The sequence below is a fragment of the Tepidiforma flava genome, from assembly GCF_027594505.1.
GTDB classification, from domain to species: Bacteria; Chloroflexota; Dehalococcoidia; order Tepidiformales; family Tepidiformaceae; genus Tepidiforma; species Tepidiforma flava.
Genome location: NZ_CP115149.1, coordinates 2,125,355 through 2,141,433, shown reverse-complemented (window position 1 = coordinate 2,141,433; position 16,079 = coordinate 2,125,355). Strand labels below are relative to the sequence as shown.

General features: G+C 70.4%; 14 protein-coding genes and 1 pseudogene. All 15 read left to right on the top strand.

Going from position 1 to position 16,079, the window contains the following annotated elements:
* The first annotated feature begins 123 nt into the window (after positions 1-123).
* The 15 genes and pseudogenes from O0235_RS11855 to O0235_RS11785 all read left to right on the top strand — a co-directional run bounded on the left by O0235_RS11855 (position 124) and on the right by O0235_RS11785 (position 16,076).
* The gene (locus O0235_RS11855; protein ID WP_270055992.1) at positions 124-630 is read left to right on the top strand and encodes a YceD family protein; all 507 of its coding nucleotides are present in this window, start codon (positions 124-126) and stop codon (positions 628-630) included.
* Positions 623-1,825 (top strand): ACP S-malonyltransferase, encoded by a 1,203-nt coding sequence (gene fabD / locus O0235_RS11850; protein WP_270055991.1) that lies wholly within the window; start codon positions 623-625, stop codon positions 1,823-1,825. Before O0235_RS11855 ends, fabD begins: the two co-directional genes overlap by 8 nt.
* On the top strand, positions 1,818-2,567 hold the full coding sequence (gene fabG / locus O0235_RS11845; protein WP_270055990.1) for a 3-oxoacyl-[acyl-carrier-protein] reductase: 750 nt from the start codon (positions 1,818-1,820) through the stop codon (positions 2,565-2,567). The genes fabD and fabG overlap by 8 nt, the downstream gene beginning before the upstream one ends.
* Positions 2,564-3,079 carry a transcription antitermination factor NusB gene (gene nusB, locus O0235_RS11840; protein ID WP_270055989.1) on the top strand — a complete coding sequence of 172 codons (516 nt, stop codon included), beginning with the start codon at positions 2,564-2,566 and terminating at the stop codon, positions 3,077-3,079. The genes fabG and nusB overlap by 4 nt, the downstream gene beginning before the upstream one ends.
* A gap of 22 nt (positions 3,080-3,101) precedes the next feature.
* On the top strand, positions 3,102-3,362 hold the full coding sequence (acpP, locus tag O0235_RS11835; protein WP_270055988.1) for an acyl carrier protein: 261 nt from the start codon (positions 3,102-3,104) through the stop codon (positions 3,360-3,362).
* Positions 3,363-3,410: 48 nt separating this feature from the next.
* Positions 3,411-3,827: a Sec-independent protein translocase protein TatB gene (tatB, locus tag O0235_RS11830; protein ID WP_270055987.1), complete on the top strand. Its 417-nt coding sequence runs from the start codon at positions 3,411-3,413 to the stop codon at positions 3,825-3,827.
* 5 nt (positions 3,828-3,832) lie between these two features.
* Complete coding sequence (gene tatC, locus O0235_RS11825; RefSeq protein ID WP_270055986.1) at positions 3,833-4,639, top strand: twin-arginine translocase subunit TatC; 807 nt, start codon at positions 3,833-3,835, stop codon at positions 4,637-4,639.
* Positions 4,636-5,439 (top strand): sulfite exporter TauE/SafE family protein, encoded by an 804-nt coding sequence (locus tag O0235_RS11820; protein WP_270055985.1) that lies wholly within the window; start codon positions 4,636-4,638, stop codon positions 5,437-5,439. The genes tatC and O0235_RS11820 overlap by 4 nt, the downstream gene beginning before the upstream one ends.
* Positions 5,440-5,498: 59 nt before the next feature.
* Positions 5,499-6,002: pseudogene (locus O0235_RS11815) on the top strand (uracil-DNA glycosylase family protein); the annotation flags it as partial.
* 201 nt (positions 6,003-6,203) lie between these two features.
* Positions 6,204-7,862: a ribonuclease J gene (locus O0235_RS11810; RefSeq protein ID WP_270055983.1), complete on the top strand. Its 1,659-nt coding sequence runs from the start codon at positions 6,204-6,206 to the stop codon at positions 7,860-7,862.
* A 74-nt stretch (positions 7,863-7,936) separates the two neighbouring features.
* Positions 7,937-10,405, top strand: coding sequence for a DNA translocase FtsK (locus O0235_RS11805; RefSeq protein WP_270055982.1), 2,469 nt, complete (start codon positions 7,937-7,939; stop codon positions 10,403-10,405).
* 15 nt (positions 10,406-10,420) lie between these two features.
* The gene (locus O0235_RS11800; RefSeq protein ID WP_270055981.1) at positions 10,421-12,217 is read left to right on the top strand and encodes a carboxyl transferase domain-containing protein; all 1,797 of its coding nucleotides are present in this window, start codon (positions 10,421-10,423) and stop codon (positions 12,215-12,217) included.
* Between the two features lie 89 nt (positions 12,218-12,306).
* Positions 12,307-13,113: a sulfite exporter TauE/SafE family protein gene (locus O0235_RS11795; protein ID WP_270055980.1), complete on the top strand. Its 807-nt coding sequence runs from the start codon at positions 12,307-12,309 to the stop codon at positions 13,111-13,113.
* A gap of 91 nt (positions 13,114-13,204) precedes the next feature.
* Positions 13,205-14,677, top strand: a complete 1,473-nt coding sequence (gene gatB / locus O0235_RS11790) for an Asp-tRNA(Asn)/Glu-tRNA(Gln) amidotransferase subunit GatB (protein WP_270055979.1) — start codon at positions 13,205-13,207, stop codon at positions 14,675-14,677.
* Between the two features lie 46 nt (positions 14,678-14,723).
* Positions 14,724-16,076 (top strand): gluconeogenesis factor YvcK family protein, encoded by a 1,353-nt coding sequence (locus O0235_RS11785; RefSeq protein ID WP_270055978.1) that lies wholly within the window; start codon positions 14,724-14,726, stop codon positions 16,074-16,076.
* Positions 16,077-16,079: the final 3 nt, after the last annotated feature.

Sequence of the window (16,079 nt, the reverse complement as noted above, 5' to 3'; positions counted from 1 at the left end):
TGTCCGAATCATCACGAAAGTCGGCGAGTTATGGCGTGCGGGCGCCGCCCGCCGGCGCGAACCTACCGGGGCGCTGCGAAATGGGGTTCAATGGACAGAAGGACCACAGGAGGGGGCGGAGGGATGCGTTTCAACGTCGCGGGGCTGCTGAAGTCGGAAGTCGGCGCGAGCCGGCGGCATGTCATCGAGCCGGAGGACCCGGTCCACCGGGGCAAAGTCGAGCTGGTGCGGGTGCCGCGGGGCGTGCTGGTGCGGTGCCGGGCGGATGTGCTCATCGAGGCGCAGTGCAGCCGCTGCCTGGTCGCGTTCGCGTACCCGGAGACGGTGGCGTTCGAGGAGTTCTACCGGCAGCAGGTGGACCTGGTGGACGGGCACTGGGTGGAGCCGATCGAGGGGGAAGACGAGGAGACGTTCCTCATCGGGCTGGACAACGAGATCGACATTAGTGAGGCGGTCCGGCAATATACGGTGATGGCGGCTGCGATGCAGCCGCTGTGTCGGCCGGACTGCCCGGGGCTCTGCCCTGAATGCGGGACGGACCTCGGCATGGAAACCTGCCAGTGCGAGCGCGCACCGATCGACCCGCGATGGGCGGGGCTGCTCACACTGCAACCTCGGAAGCATGGGTAACGACCTGAAGGAGAGCCGCTATGCCGCCGCTGCCCAAGCGGAAATACGCAGCTTCGCGCCAGGGGAAGCGCCGCTCGCATCTGAAGATCCGGATGCCGCACATCATCGATTGTCCGCGGTGCAAGGCTCCCCGGCTGGCGCACCACGCGTGCCCGATTTGCGGGACCTACCGGGGGCGGGAAGTGATTCAGCTGCCCGAACCGGAGCTCGACTAACTTTCGGAGCGACGGCCCTGGAACCGTTCCTCATCTACAGCGACCCGGTTCGCAAGGACCGGGCGTTCGTGTTCCCGGGCCAGGGCGCCCAGGCCGTCGGCATGGGCAAAGACCTCTACGAGCAGTTCCCCTCGGTGCGCGAGCTGTACGACCGCGCCGACGAGATCCTCGGCTTCCGGCTGAGCCGGCTCTGCTTCGAGGGGCCGGAGGACGAGTTGCAGCAGACGAAGAACGCGCAGCCGGCCATCGCGGTCACGAGCCTGGCGCTGCTGAAAGTCGCCACCGAGGTTTCGCCGAAGCTGCTGGAGCGGCCGGCGTTCGTGGCCGGGCACTCGCTGGGCGAGTACTCGGCGCTCGTCGCCGCCGGGGCCCTGCCGTTCGACGAGGCGATTCGCCTGCTGCGGACGCGCGGCGAGCTGATGCAGGCCGCTGGGGAGAAAAACCCGGGCACCATGGCCGCCGTGCTGGGGCTGGACCTGACCGATTGCGAGGAGATCTGCCGGGAAGCGGGCGCGGAGGTTTGCAACGTCAATGCGCCGGGTCAGGTCGTCATCGGCGGGCGGCGCGAAGCGGTGGTGCGCGCGCTCGACTACGCGAAAGCGCGCGGCGCGGTGAAGGTCATCCCGCTGAGCGTGAGCGGTGCGTTCCACAGCTCGCTGATGCGGCCGGCGGCCGACGGGATGGTGCAGCCGGTCGCGACGGCCTCGCTGGCCGACCCCGCGGTGCCGGTCGTGCTGAACGTGACGGCGACGCCGACGCAGGATGAGCTGGCGATCCGGCACGAGCTGGTCGACCAAGTGTGCCGGCCGGTGCAGTGGAGCCGGACGGTCGAGTTCCTCGGCGAACAGGGCATCGAGACGTTCATCGAATTCGGGCCGGGGCGGGTGCTGACGGCGATCATCAAGCGGATGCTGCGGAAGTCGACCTGCATCAACGTCAACGATGCGGCGTCGGTGCGGGTGCAGCTGCCCGATGGGTGAGCTGGACGGCCGGGCGGCGCTGGTGACCGGCGGGAGCCGGGGCATCGGCCGGGCGATCTGCCTCGAACTGGGGCGGCGCGGCGCCCGGGTGGCGGTCAACTACCGCGCGAACGGCGCGCTCGCCGAAGAGGTGGCCGCGGAGATCCGCGCGATGGGAACCGACGCGTTCGCCGTCGGCGGCGATGTCGCGCACGCCGACGACGCGGCGGCGATGGTGAAGGCAGCGACAGAGCGGTTCGGCGGGCTCGACATCCTCGTGAACAACGCGGGCATCACGCGCGACGGCCTGCTGATGCGGATGAGCGACGACGACTGGGATGCGGTCCACCAGGTGAACCTGCGGGGAGCGTTCCTCGTGACGCGGGCGGCGATGCGGCCGCTCCTGCGTTCGAAGGCCGGGCGGATCATCAACATCACGAGCGTCGTGGGGGTGATGGGGAACGCGGGGCAGGCGAATTACGCGGCGGCGAAGGCGGGGCTCATCGGCTTCACGCGGGCGCTGGCGCGGGAGGTGGCCTCGCGGGGGGTGACGGTCAACGCCGTCGCGCCGGGATTCATCGAGACGGACATCATCCAGGGGATGACGGAGCAGGCGGTGGCGTGGGCGAAATCGCAGATTCCGCTGGGGCGGCTGGCGGGCCCGGAGGAGGTGGCGCCGCTCGTGGCATTCCTCGCGGGGGACGGCGCGGCGTACATCACGGGGCAGTGCATTCACGTGGACGGCGGTATGGTGATGGCGTGACCGCCGTCAGCCCGCACCGCGTCATCCGGCAGCTCACCCTCGAAGCGCTGTACGAAGGCGAAACCTCGGGCCATCCGCCGGAGGCRGCCTTCCGGCGGCGGCTGCGGGAGGAGCGGGAGAAACGGCCGGCGCTCCGCGGCGAGGAATGGGAGCGGCGGGGCCTGGCGGCCATCGCAGGGGTGCAGGCGATGCGGCCGGAGCTCGACCGGCAGATCCAGGCGGCTGCGCCGAAGTACCCGGTGAGCACGCTGGCCATCGTTGACCGCAACATCCTGCGGCTTGCAATATGGGAACTCGTCTCGGACGACGCTGCGCCGGTCGCTGCGGTCATCAACGAGGCGGTCGAACTCGCGCATCGCTACGGAGGCGACACCTCGCCGAGCTTCGTGAACGGCGTCCTGCGGACCATCAGCGAACGGCTCCGGGGACGGGCGGAGAGCCCGGACCGGGGCGGTGAGGAAGCAGCAGGCCGCGAGTCATCAACGACAACGGACCCTACCCAGCAATCGTAAATCCCGAGGAGAAACCAGCACCGTGGCAACCGTATTCGAACGTGTTCGGAAAATCGTGGTCGAGCAGCTCGGCGTCGAAGAGGACGAAGTCGTCCCCAGCGCGTCGTTCGTGGACGACCTGAACGCCGACTCGCTGGACCTGGTCGAGCTGATCATGTCGCTCGAGGAGGAGTTCGCGAACGACGTGAACGGGCTCGAGATCAGCGATGAAGACGCGGAAAAGATCGTGACCGTCCAGGACGCCGTAGACTACTTGAAGGACCACGGAGTCGAAGACAAGTAAGGCGCCCGCGCCGACCGGGGCGCGGGTCCGCCCCCCGGGGAGGGACGCGTGGAGTTCCYGGGCATCGGCTACCAGGAGTTGCTGCTCATCCTCGTCCTGCTGCTCGTGGTGGTGGGGCCGGAGCGGCTGCCGCAGATGGCGTACCAGATCGGGCGGGCGGTGCGGCAGATGCAGCTGTACGCGCGGGCAGTCCGGGATGAGTTCCGCGACGAGATCGATTACCTCGATGAGCAGTACCGGACGATGCGGGGCGAGATCGACCTGGCCCAGAAGACGCTGCGCGAAGAGCAGGCGAAGCTGAACCAGGGGCTCGCGGAGATTGATGCGAACTTCCGGGCTGCCGAGGCGAAAGCGAGCGGAGCGCTCGCCGCGCCGCAGCTGCCGGCGGCCCCGGCGGACGAGGTGCCGGCCGCGCAGCCTGCAAAAGCGGCCGGTGAGGCGCCCGGGCCGCCGCTGGTGTTCTGATCCCGATGGTTGCCGAACCGATTCGCGACCAGGGGGCTGCCGCGCCGCCCGCCGAGGCGGAGGGGTATACCGGCGGCCCGGAGATGACGCTCCTCGAGCACCTGAAGGAGCTCCGCTACCGGGTGATGGTGAGCGGCGTCGCGGTGCTCATCGGGGTCATCGTGTGCTTCTACTTCTGGGAGACGATTCTCGGGTGGATGGTGGCGCCGGCGCGGGACCGGGTGCCGGACTTCCGGGTTTCGAGCTTTTCGCCGACGGACCGCATCGGGATCATCGTGAAGATCGGCCTGTACGGCGGCGTCATCCTCGCGTCGCCCGTCGTCATCTACCAGCTGCTGGCGTTCATCGTGCCGGGGCTGACGCCGCGCGAACGGAAGATCCTGCTGCCGGGGATCATCGGGGCCGCGTTCTTCCTGCTCGCGGGGATGGCGTTCGCCTACTGGATCATCCTGCCGGCCTCGCTCGGCTTCCTGCTCGAACTCGGCAGCGACGAAATCGACAACGTCATCGGCATCCGGCAGTACGTCGACTTCGTGACGCGGATCATCTTCTGGGTCGGGATTTCGTTCGAGCTGCCGATGGTGCTGGCGATTGCCGCGCGGCTGGGGCTGGTGCGGGCGCGGCAGCTGCTGGGATTCTGGCGGTACGCGGTGGTGGTGGTGTTCATCATCGCAGCGGTCGTGACGCCGACGCCGGACCCGATCACGCAGACGTTCGTGGCCGGGCCGCTGCTGGGGCTGTACTTCGTCGGCATCCTGATGGCGTGGGCGGTCCAGCCGAAGCGGCCGAACCCGGGAGGGGCAGGGCCGTGAGCGCCCGCGGCCGGTGGTCGGCGCTGGCGGGGTTTTCTGGCGGGATGCTGAGCGGGCTGCTCGGCGGGGGCGGCGGCGCGGTGATGGTGCCGCTCATGACGGGACCGCTGCGGATGCGGCAGCACGTGGCGCACGGCACCTCGCTGGTGGTGATCACGGCGACGGCAGCGGTGGCGGCAGCGCTCTACGGCGCGGCGGGGCATTTCGACTGGCTGCTCTTCGGCGGGCTGGCGGCGGGCGCGATGGCCGGCGCGGTCGCCGGGGCGCGGATTGCGCTCCGGATCCCGGCGCTGCGGCTGCGGCAGCTGTTCGGGCTTTTCCTGCTCGCAGTCTCGCTGCGGCTGCTGTTCTTCGCGCCCTCCGGCGGGTGGCTGGAGCCGGGGGCCGGGGCCGAGCTGGCGATCGCTGCGGCGATCGGGCTGGCGGGCGGCCTCGCCAGCGGGGCGCTAGGCATCGGAGGCGGGGCAATCTTCGTGCCGGCGATGGTGCTCGTGCTCGGCACCGAGCAGCACGCGGCGCAGGGGATTTCGCTCGTCGTCATCGTGCTCGCCTCGGCGCTGGGCGCACTCACGCACTACCGGCAGGGCACGGTGGACACTGCGGCGGCGAAGTGGATTACGCCGGCGGCGATTCCGGGGGCGGTGGCAGGCGCGGGGCTGGCGACGCAGCTCAGCGGGCGCGGGCTGCAGGTCGTGTTCGCGGTGGTGCTCTCGGCCATCGGTGTCCAGATGCTGGTGACGGCGACGCGGCGGCTGCGGGGCGCGCTGCCGGCGCCGGCGGCTGAGGGAGTACGCCCGTGATTGCGGTTTCGAAAGAGGAGCGCGCGCGGGAGCTGTATGAGGTGATTCGCGCCTGCCGGATGTGTGCGCTGGCGGAGACGCGCACGCACGCGGTGCCCGGGGAGGGCCCGCTCGATGCCGAGGTGATGTTCATCGGCGAGGCGCCGGGGCTGAACGAAGACCGGCAGGGCCGGCCGTTCGTGGGCGCGGCTGGGCAGTTCCTCAGCGAACTCATCGCCGAGGCGGGCCTCCGCCGCGAGGACGTCTACATCTGCAACGTGCTGAAGTGCCGGCCGCCGGGGAACCGCGACCCGCTGCCGGGCGAAATCGAGGCCTGCGCCGAGTACCTCGACCTCCAGATCGACCTCGTGGACCCGCTGGTCATCGTGACGCTGGGCCGGTTTTCGATGGCGCGGTGGTTCCCGCAGCAGACGATTTCGCGCATCCACGGCCGGCCGAAAGAGGTCGACGGCCGGATCATCGTCCCGATGTACCACCCGGCGGCGGCGCTCCACCAGGGMGCGCTGCGGCAGGTGCTCATCGACGATTTCCGCGGGCTGCGCGCCATCCTCGAGCGGGCGCGCGCAGGGCTGACTGCGGCGGCTGCGCCGGCGGCGGACACTGCTGCCGCGGGAACGCCGCCCGAGAGGCCTTCAGCAACCCCGCCGGCTCAGCAGCCGGCAGCCCCGGCGCCGACTTCGCCTGCCGCGGCCGCCGCGCCGGGCGGCGGAAGCGGCGCGGCTCCGGCTGGTCCGCAGCAAATTCCCCTGTTCGAATAGGAACCCATGACTTCGAAAACGACGCTTCGCGTGATTCCCCTCGGCGGCCTGGGCGAAATCGGCCGCAACATGATGGTGCTCGAGTACGCCGACGACATCATCGTGATCGACGTCGGCCTGATGTTCCCCGAGGAAGAGATGCTCGGGGTCGACCTCGTCATCCCGGACTTCACGTACCTCCGCGAGCGGAAGGAGAAGGTGCGGGCGGTGTTCCTGACCCACGGGCACGAGGACCATGTGGGGGCCCTGCCGTACTTCCTGCGGGAGTTCGACGTGCCGGTCTACAGCACGCGGCTGACAGACGGGCTCATCCGGGTGAAGCTGCAGGAGCACCGGCTGGCGCAGAAGGCGAAGACCCATGTCGTCGAGCCGGGCCAGGTCATCGACGCGGGCGTGTTCCAGGTGGAGTTTTTCACGGTCGCCCACTCCATCCCGGACGCCTGCGGGCTCATCATCCGGACGCCGCTCGGGCCGGTGGTGCACACCGGCGACTTCAAGCTCGACCACACGCCGGTGATGGACCAGCACACGGACCTCATCCGTCTGGCGCAGATCGGTGCGGAAGGCTGCCTGCTGCTGATGGCGGATTCGACCTATGCCGAAGTCGACGGGTACACGCCGAGCGAGCAGCTCGTCGGCGAAGCGCTGAAGCAGATCATGGTGAATGCGCCGGGGCGGGTGATCGTGGCGACGTTCGCGTCGCTGATTTCGCGGGTGCAGCAGGTGATCGACGCGGCGGTGTTCACGAACCGGAAGGTGTTCGTGACCGGGCGGTCGATGATCGACAACGTGGCGATGGCGCGGCAGCTCGGCTACCTGCAGGCGCCGGAGGGCACGATCATCGGGGTCGACGAGATGCGGAATACGCCGCCGTCGAAGCTCGTCGTGGTGACGACAGGAAGCCAGGGCGAGCCGACGAGCGCGCTGACGCGGATGGCGAACGGCGACCACCGGCACATCCAGATCACGAAGGGCGATACGGTGGTGCTCTCCGCTTCGCCGATCCCCGGGAACGAGCAGGCGGTGTACCGGAACGTCGACAACCTGTTCCGGCTGGGCGCCGACGTGCTCTACAACCGGGTATCGAACATCCACGTCCGCGGGCACGCCAGCCGTGAGGAGCTGAAGATCATCCAGGGGCTGCTGCAGCCGGAGTACTTCGTGCCGATCCACGGCGAGTACCGGCATCTCGTGGTGCACGCGCGGCTGGCGGAATCGGTCGGGGTGCCGGCCGGGAATGCGTTCGTGCTGACCGACGGCGACGTGCTCGAAATCGATGAGGAGGCGGCATGGCTCGGCGACCGGGTGCCGGCCAGCTACGTCTACGTCGACGGGCTGGGCATCGGCGACGTCGACCAGCACATCCTGCGCGACCGGGCGCACCTCTCGACCGACGGTGTCGTGGTCGTCATCGTGGCAGTCGACAAGCAGACGGGCGCGCTGGAGCGGCCGGCGGAGATCCTCGCGCGGGGGTTCGTGGACCTCGAAGAGCGGGAGGACCTCGCGGAGCGGACGCGCGAGGTGGTCGCGAAGGCGCTGCAGGGGGCCGAGCACTACGCGGAGTTCGGCGACATCAACAACCGGATCAGGGACGGGGTCAGCAAGTTCCTTTATGATGAGACCCGCAGGCGCCCGATGGTGCTGACCGTGACAGTCGAGGTCTAGGTCGGCAAGATTCTGGGGGCGCGTGGCCGGGGCCAGCGGGGGGTTTCGGCCGGCAGCTGAGGAGTGCAGGTCGTATGGCGGCACGCACGACGAAGGGCCGGGCCCGCCCGGCGCGCACGCCGGCGAAGCGGAGCGCCCGCGCGGGCGCGCGGCGCAGCCAGTTCGCTCTCCTTCGGCGATGGTGGAAAGAAGCGGCGGCGGCCGCTGCGGCGGCAGCCTTCGCCGCCTGGATCGCGCTGTTCGACGGCGCAGCAGCGCTCGAGCGGGCGCGCGACGCCGTCCTCCGGGGCATCGGGTTCGGGCTCATCGTGCTGGCGGCGTGGGCGCTCTACGGCGCCGTCGTGACGTGGCGCGGGTGGTATCTCGACCGGCGGCTCCTCCTGCAGCGGACGGCCGGGGTGATCGCGCTGGGGCTGTTCACGTGGGGGCTGCTCGGGCTGAACGAGGCGCAGTGGCGCGTCGGCACGGTGGAGTTTGCGGAGGTGAGCCTCGGGGGCCGGTTCGGGCAGCTGCTGGTGGCGGGGCTGCTGGGGAAAATCGCCTGGCTGAGCCTGTTCGTCATCGCGGCGGCGCTGCTGGCGCCGGGGCCGACGCGGTGGGTGGCGGTGCACGTCCCGCTCTGGCTGCAGGAGGCGTGGGAACGGCGGCTGCCGCACCGGGCCGCGGCGGCGGCGGGGCGGTGGATCGCGTTCATCGTCCGCCGGCCGGAGCGGGAGGAGGAGATCGTCATCGGCGCGGCGGAGTACGGCCGCCTGCAGCCGGCCGGGCCCTCGCTGGAGCCGCCGCCGGTGGTGTTCCGGCCGCGCATCGACCCCGGCGCGCCGGCGTCGCCCGTCGGCGTCGGCGCTGCTGCGGCGTTCACGGAGGTGCCCGCGGAAGAGCCTGCCCCGCCGGCCGCCGAAGACGAGCTGCCTTCGGCGTTCGGACCGGACGGCAGCGCAGACGCGCCGGCGGACGAGGAGCCGGGCGAGCCGGAACAGCTCGGGCTGCCGCTGGAGAACCGGAGCGGCTGGCACCTGCCCGCGATGGAGCTGCTGAACCCGCCGCAGCCGAGCGCGAGCCGCCGGCACGACAACGCTGCCCGCGCACAGCTCATCGTCGATACGCTCGCGAGTTTCGGCGTCGATGCGACGGTGGTGGAGATCAACGAGGGGCCGACGGTGACCCAGTTCGGCGTCGAGCCGGGCTGGGAGGTGCGCTACAAGGACGTGCCGCTGCGGGACGAGAACGGCAAGCCGCTGCTCGGGCCGGACGGCCGCCCGCGGACGGAGCGGGTCGAGGTCTCGCGGACCCGGGTGCGGGTGAACAAGATCACGGCGCTGCAGAACGACCTCGCGCTGGCGCTGGCGGCCCCGAGCCTGCGCATCGAAGCGCCGGTGCCGGGCCGCGCGATCGTCGGCATCGAAGTGCCGAACGACAGCGCGACGGTGGTGACGCTGCGGTCGGTAATGGAAACGAAGGAGTTCGCGGAGGTCGCGCGGAAGTCGAAGCTGGCGATTGCGCTCGGGAAGGGTGTCGCGGGCGCGCCCGTGGTGGCCGACCTCGCGACGATGCCGCACCTGCTCATCGCCGGCGCGACGGGCTCGGGCAAGAGCGTCTGCATGAACGCGATCATCGCCTGCATCATGATGAACGCGACGCCGGACGACGTGCGGTTCGTGATGGTGGACCCGAAACGGGTGGAGCTGGTCGGGTATTCGGGCATCCCGCACATGGCCTTCAGCGAAGTCATCGTGGACATGGACAAGGTGGTCGGGGTGCTGCAGGCGGTCGTCGGGGAGATGGAGGCGCGCTACAAGAAGTTCGCCGAGCTCGGCGTGCGGAACATCGAGGGGTACAACAAGCACCCGCGGACGCTGAAGAAGCTGCCGTACTGGGTGGTGATCATCGACGAGCTGGCCGACCTGATGATGGCGGCGCCCTTCGAGGTGGAGAAGCTGATCTGCCGGCTGGCGCAGCTGGCGCGCGCGACGGGCATCCACCTCATCGTGGCGACGCAGCGGCCGTCGGTCGATGTCGTGACCGGCCTCATCAAGGCGAACTTCCCGACCCGGATCGCGTTCGCCGTGACGTCGCAGACGGACTCGCGGACGATTCTCGACATGGGCGGCGCGGAGAAGCTGCTGGGCCGGGGCGACATGCTCTACCTGCCGCGCGATGCCGGGAAGCCGATTCGCATCCAGGGCGTGTACCTGTCGGACGCGGAGGTGGAGCGGCTGGTGACGTTCTGGAAGGACGACCGGTTCCGGGCGCTGGCGCCGGAGACGGCCGACGCGCTGCTGGAGGAGGCGCTGGCGGCGCAGAACGGCGGCGATGCGGACATCGAAGTGGAGGAGGACGACCCGGCGGTCATCCAGGCGCGGGCGCTGGCAGCGAAGCACCAGCGGATTTCGCCGGCGCTGCTGCAGCGGCGGCTGCGGGTCGGCTACCTGAAGGCGGCGAAGATTCTCGAGCTGCTGGAAGCGGAGGGCATCGTGGGCCCGCGGGAGGAAGGCGATTCGCGGCGGGTGCTGGCGCGCGAAGGCGCGGACGACGAGGCCTGATAGACTGGAGCCAGCGTGAAAGGGATTCGAAGCATCCTGCGGCGGGGCGATGAGGCCCCCCGGAGCGAGCCGGAGCCGCAGCCGGAGCGGTGCCTTTCGTGCGGGGCGAACCTCGAAGGCTCGCGGCTGTACGAACGGTTCCGGGTGTGCCACGCCTGCGGGTTCCACTTCCACCTGACGGCGCAGGAGCGGCTGGCGACGCTGCTCGACCTCGGCACCTTCCACGAGGACGACCGCGCGGTCTCCGCGATCGACCCGCTGTCGTTCCCGGGGAGCAAGCGCTACTCCTACCGGACGCGGGTGATCCAGGAGCAGCGGCGGACGCGGCTGACCGAGGCCGCGGTCACGGGACGCGGCGCCATCGGCGGGCACGACGTCGTCATCGGCGTCGTCGATTTCGCGTTCCTCGGCGGGTCGATCGGCGTGGCGGCGGGCGAGCGGCTGGCGCGGGCGTTCGAGCGCGCGGCGTCGCGGCGGCTGCCCGTGGTGCTCGTCTGCTCGACTTCCGGGACGCGGATGCAGGAGGGGCTGCTCGCGCTGATGCAGGGGCCCCGGATTGCCGTGGCCATCGAACGGCACCGGAAGCAGGGGCTGCCGTACCTCTGCGTGCTGACGGACCCGACGACCGGGTCGGCGTACTCGGGCTTCATCAACCTGGCCGACGTGCTGATTGCCGAGCCGAACGCGCTCGTTGGGTACGCGGCGCTGCGCGCGCTGGAGGAGACGGCGAAGAACGGGCTGCCGGAGGGTGCGCACACGTCGGAGGCGCACCTGCGCCACGGGCTGATCGATGCGGTGGTGGCGCGGCCGCAGCTGCGGGACACGCTGGCCGGCCTGCTGGACCTGCTCGACCGGCAGAACGGCGCGAACGCCGCCGCGGGAGCTCGGCCGGGGCATGTGCACCACACGCCGCGGCCCGCATGGCAGCAGGTGCAGCTTTCGCGGCACGAGAACCGGCCGACCGCGCGGGAGTTCATCGCCCGGATGACCACCGCATTCTTCGAGCTGCACGGCGACCGGAGCGGAGCGGACGACCCGGCGATCGTCGCGGGGATCGGGGCGCTCGACGGCGAGGCAGCGGTGTTCGTCGGGCAGGTGCGGCCCCACGCCGGGCAGCAGAGCGGGCTCATCGGGCCGGCGGGATTCCGCAAGGCGGAGCGGGCGGTCCGCCTCGGCGGGCGGCTCGGCCTGCCGATCGTGACGCTGGTCGACACGGCGGGGGCGGACCCGTCGCTCGCCGCGGAAGAGGCGGGGCAGGGGGCCGCAATCGCCGGCTGCATGGCCGCGATGCTGACTGCGCCTTCGCCGACGATCGCCGTCATCACGGGCGAGGGGAACTCGGAGGCTGCGATGGCGATGGCCGCGGCCGACCGGGTGCTGATGCTCGACAACGCGGTGTACGAAGTCATCCGGCCGGAGGATGCTGCCGCGGTGCTGGAAGGCGGGCCGGCGGAGGTCGCGGAGCGGCTGCGGCTGACGTCGCACGATTGCCTGCGGCTGGGCATCGTCGACCACACCGTGCCGGAGCCGGGGGAAGGCGCGCACACCGACCACGCGGAGGCTGCTGCCCTGCTGCGGCGGGCGGTGGTGCGTGAACTCGCCCGCCTGCGGCGGATGCGGCCGAAGCGGCGGCTGGAGGCCCGGTACGCGCGGTATCGGGAGACGGGCTCGACGCGCGGCTGGCTGCGGGGCCGCATCGAGCGGCGGTGGGCGCACCTGCAGGACCGGCTGGGCGGGATGTTCGACCGCGCCCGGGGCCGGGCGTTCGGGCGGCGCGGCGAGTACGCCGACGAGGGCGGCATCCCGGTTTGAACGCCCGGTAGACCGGGGGGCGCGGAGGGGCGAAACTCGATCCAACGGATTCGCGAGGGACCGCCCTGGAGCCGACCGACCCTCTTCTCGTGCTGCTCGGGTTCGCCGTAGGTGCGTTCGGCACGCTGGTCGGAGCGGGCGGCGGGTTCGTTCTCGTGCCGGTCCTGCTCCTCGTTTACCCGGAAAAGGACCCGGAGCAGATCACGGCGATTTCGCTGCTGGTGGTGTGCGCCAACGCGGCATCGGGCTCGCTGGCCTACGGGCTGCAGAAGCGGATCGACTTCCGCTCGGCGTGGTGGTTCGTCATCGGCACGTTTCCGGGCGCGGTGGCGGGCGCGATTGCGGTGGGGTACGTGCCGCGGCGGCTGTTCGATGCGATTTTCGCCCTGCTGCTCGCGGGGGTGGGGCTCTACCTGCTCATCCGGCGGCACAACCAGGCGATCGTGCCGCCAGTGCAGGGCCGGGGCGTGGTGCGCCGGACCATCCGGGACATCCACGGCAACACGTTCACCTATTCGTACCACCTCTGGAAGGGCGTGCTGATCAGCACGGCGGTCGGGTTCATCAGCAGCCTGCTGGGCATCGGCGGCGGTATCATCCACGTGCCCATCATGGCGACGGTGCTGCACTTCCCGGTGCACATCGCGGCGGCCACCTCGCACTTCGTGCTGATGTTCATGGCGGCCGAGGGGACGGCGGTCCATTTCGCGCAGGGCGTGCTGGGCTGGGACCGGGCGCTGGCAGAGGCGCTGCTGCTGGCGACCGGGGCGATCCCGGGGGCGCAGGTGGGGGCGCGGCTGGCGCACCGGCTCCATGGCGGCATCATCCTCCGGGCGCTCGCGGCCTCCCTCATCCTCGTCGCGGTGCGGCTGGGGCTGAAGGCGGCTGGCGTGTAATGGGCGGGTTCGACATCCGGAATCTCCCCGGTTACCCGTTGCCCGGCCCGCGCCTATACTCGGGACGTGCCCATACGGCGGAGGGAAGTGCGTGACCGCCATCGCGACTGAGTACGAGGTCGTCATCGGCCTCGAAGTGCACTGCCAGCTGAAGACCGCCAGCAAGATGTTCTGCGGGTGCAGCGCGGACTACTCGGGCGCGGAGCCGAACACGCACGTGTGCCCCGTCTGCCTCGGGATGCCGGGGGTCCTGCCGGTCATCAACGAGAAGGCGATCGAAGACATCGTCCTGACGGGGCTGGCGCTGAACTGTTCGATCGCGCCGTTCAGCAAGTTCGACCGGAAGAACTACCACTACCCGGACCTGATGAAGGGCTACCAGATTTCGCAGTACGACCTGCCGATCTGCCGGGACGGCTGGCTCGAGGTGGAGGTCGAGGGCGAGCGGCGGCGAGTCGGCATCACGCGGGTGCACATGGAGGAGGACACGGCCCGGCTGCTCCACCGGGTGGACCCGGTGACGGGCGAGCCGTACAGCCTGATCGACGTCAACCGCTCCGGAACGCCGCTGATGGAGATCGTCAGCGAGCCGGACATCCGGAGCGCGGCCGAGGCGCGCGAGTACCTCGTCCGGCTGCGGCAGGTGCTCCGCTACATCGGGGTGAGCAACGCGAACATGGAGGAGGGCGACTTCCGCTGCGACGCGAACATCTCGGTTCGCCGGCGCGGCGACACCGCCTTCGGCACGAAGGTCGAAATCAAGAACATGAACAGCTTCCGCGCCGTCCACGACGCGCTGGTGTTCGAAGCGAAGCGGCAGATCGGGGTGCTGGAGGCGGGCGGGCGGATCGAGCAGGAAACCCGGGGCTGGTCGGACGAGCGGCAGGCGACGCTCAGCCAGCGGAGCAAGGAGCACGCGCACGACTACCGCTACTTCCCCGAGCCCGATTTGCCGCCGCTGCGGCTGAGCGCGGCGTTCGTGGAGCGGGTGCGGGCGCGGCTGCCGGAGCTGCCGGCGGCGAAGGTCGAGCGCTACCGGGCGCTCGGGCTGAGCGCCTACGAGGCTGCGACGCTGGCCGAAGAGCGGCCGCGGGCAGCGTACTTCGAGCAGCTGGTGGCGGCGTTGAGCGGCGACGAGGCGCGCCGGGCGAAGCTGGCGGCGAACTGGATGCTGGGCGAGGTGGCGCGCTGGCTGAACGCGAACCAGGCGGAGATCGACCGGTTCCCGCTCGAGCCGGCTGCGCTGGCGGGGCTGATCGAGCAGGTGGCCAGCGGCGCCGTGACGGCGCTCGTCGGCAAGGAGGTGTTCGACCAGATGGTCGCCTCCGGGGAAAGCGCGCAGGCGATCATCGAACGGCAGGGACTGGCCCAGATCAGCGGGCAGGATGAGCTGGCGGGGCTGGTCCGGAAGGCGATCGCGGCGAACCCGAAGGCGGTGGCGGACTACCACGCGGGGAAGGAGACAGCCGTCAAGTTCCTCATTGGCCAGGTGATGCGGGAGACGCGGGGGCGGGCGAACGCGCAGGTGGTGCAGGAGCTGCTGGAACGGGAGCTGAAGAAATGATCAACTGCCCGAACGATATCGACCCCCGGTGGTATACTTGCCGGCTATGACGTGGCGCAAGGTCCGGGACCACTCAGCGCTGAAGTGGCTCTACCCGGGCATGCACATCAAGCGGTGGCTGGTGCTGCTGCTCTTCGGCGTCGTGCTGATGGGGCTGGGCCTCGCCTACATGCTGCGGGAGGCGTACCTGCAGGCGCCGCTGCCGGGCATCTTCTACTACCTGACGCTGCAGTTCATCCCCCGGTGGATGCGCGGTTTGCTGTTCATCACGGCCTCGCTGGGGACGGTGAGCCTCGCGGTCTACAAGCTGAACCAGTCGCTGCTGTACGCCTTCGTCCGGCCGGACTGGCGGGACCAGAACCTCGCCGAGGCGATTTATGCCAAGCGCTTCCTGAGCCGGGGGCCGAAGATCGTGGCCATCGGCGGCGGCACCGGCCTCTCGACGCTGCTGCGGGGCCTGAAGAACTACACGAGCAACCTGACGGCCATCGTGACGGTGGCGGACGACGGCGGCAGCACGGGGCGGCTGCGGCAGGAGTTCGGGGTGGTGGCCCCGGGCGACCTCCGGCAGTGCATCGCCGCGCTGGCCGAAGCCGAGCCGCTGATGACGAAGCTGTTCCAGTACCGGTTCACGAACGGCGCAGGGCTGGAGGGCCACTCGTTCGGGAACCTGTTCATCGTCGCGATGTCGGAGGTGACCGGGAACTTCGAGGCGGCCATCCACGAGGCGAGCCGCGTCCTCAACGTGCGCGGGACGATCCTGCCGTCGACGCTGGAGGACGTGACGCTGAGCGCGCGGACGCATGAGAACGAGGTGGTCCACGGCGAGCACAACATCACGGAGCGGGGCGCGGCGATCCGGGAGGTGTACCTGAATCCGCCCGATGCGGAGGCCCACCCGGACGCGGTGCGGGCGATTCTCGACGCGGACATGGTGGTCATCGGGCCGGGCAGCCTGTACACGAGCGTGCTGCCGAACCTGCTGGTGGAGGGCATCCGGAAGGCGCTGCAGCAGACGTCGGCGCTGCGGGTGTTCGTCTGCAATGTGGCGACGCAGCACGGGGAGACGGACGGCTTCGGCGTGGCGGAGCACGTGGAAGCGCTCGAGCGGCACGCAGGGCAGGGGATCGTGCAGGTGGTGGTGGCGAACAACAACATCGCGCCGGCGCTGCCGGAGGCGTGGCACGCGGAGGCGGTGAAGGTCTCGAACGAGGCGCTGCGGGCGCACCCGGGGATACGGCTCGTGGAGGCGGACGTCGTCGCGGAAGAGAACCGTTACCGGCACGACCCGCACAAGCTCGCGGCTACGATCATGCGGCTGTACGATCAGCGCGATGCGTTGAACATCCCATCGCGGCGGGCGCTCCCGAAGGAGGAGCCGGTCGCGCTCACCCGGTAGGCT

Excerpts from the sequence above, each read along its gene's own strand:
- O0235_RS11855 (WP_270055992.1), top strand. The coding sequence starts at position 124 with ATGCGTTTCAACGTCGCGGGGCTGCTGAAGTCGGAAGTCGGCGCGAGC.
- fabD (WP_270055991.1), top strand. The coding sequence starts at position 623 with ATGGGTAACGACCTGAAGGAGAGCCGCTATGCCGCCGCTGCCCAAGCG.
- fabG (WP_270055990.1), top strand. The coding sequence starts at position 1,818 with ATGGGTGAGCTGGACGGCCGGGCGGCGCTGGTGACCGGCGGGAGCCGG.
- tatC (WP_270055986.1), top strand. The coding sequence starts at position 3,833 with ATGGTTGCCGAACCGATTCGCGACCAGGGGGCTGCCGCGCCGCCCGCC.
- O0235_RS11810 (WP_270055983.1), top strand. The coding sequence starts at position 6,204 with ATGACTTCGAAAACGACGCTTCGCGTGATTCCCCTCGGCGGCCTGGGC.
- O0235_RS11805 (WP_270055982.1), top strand. The coding sequence starts at position 7,937 with ATGGCGGCACGCACGACGAAGGGCCGGGCCCGCCCGGCGCGCACGCCG.
- O0235_RS11785 (WP_270055978.1), top strand. The coding sequence starts at position 14,724 with ATGACGTGGCGCAAGGTCCGGGACCACTCAGCGCTGAAGTGGCTCTAC.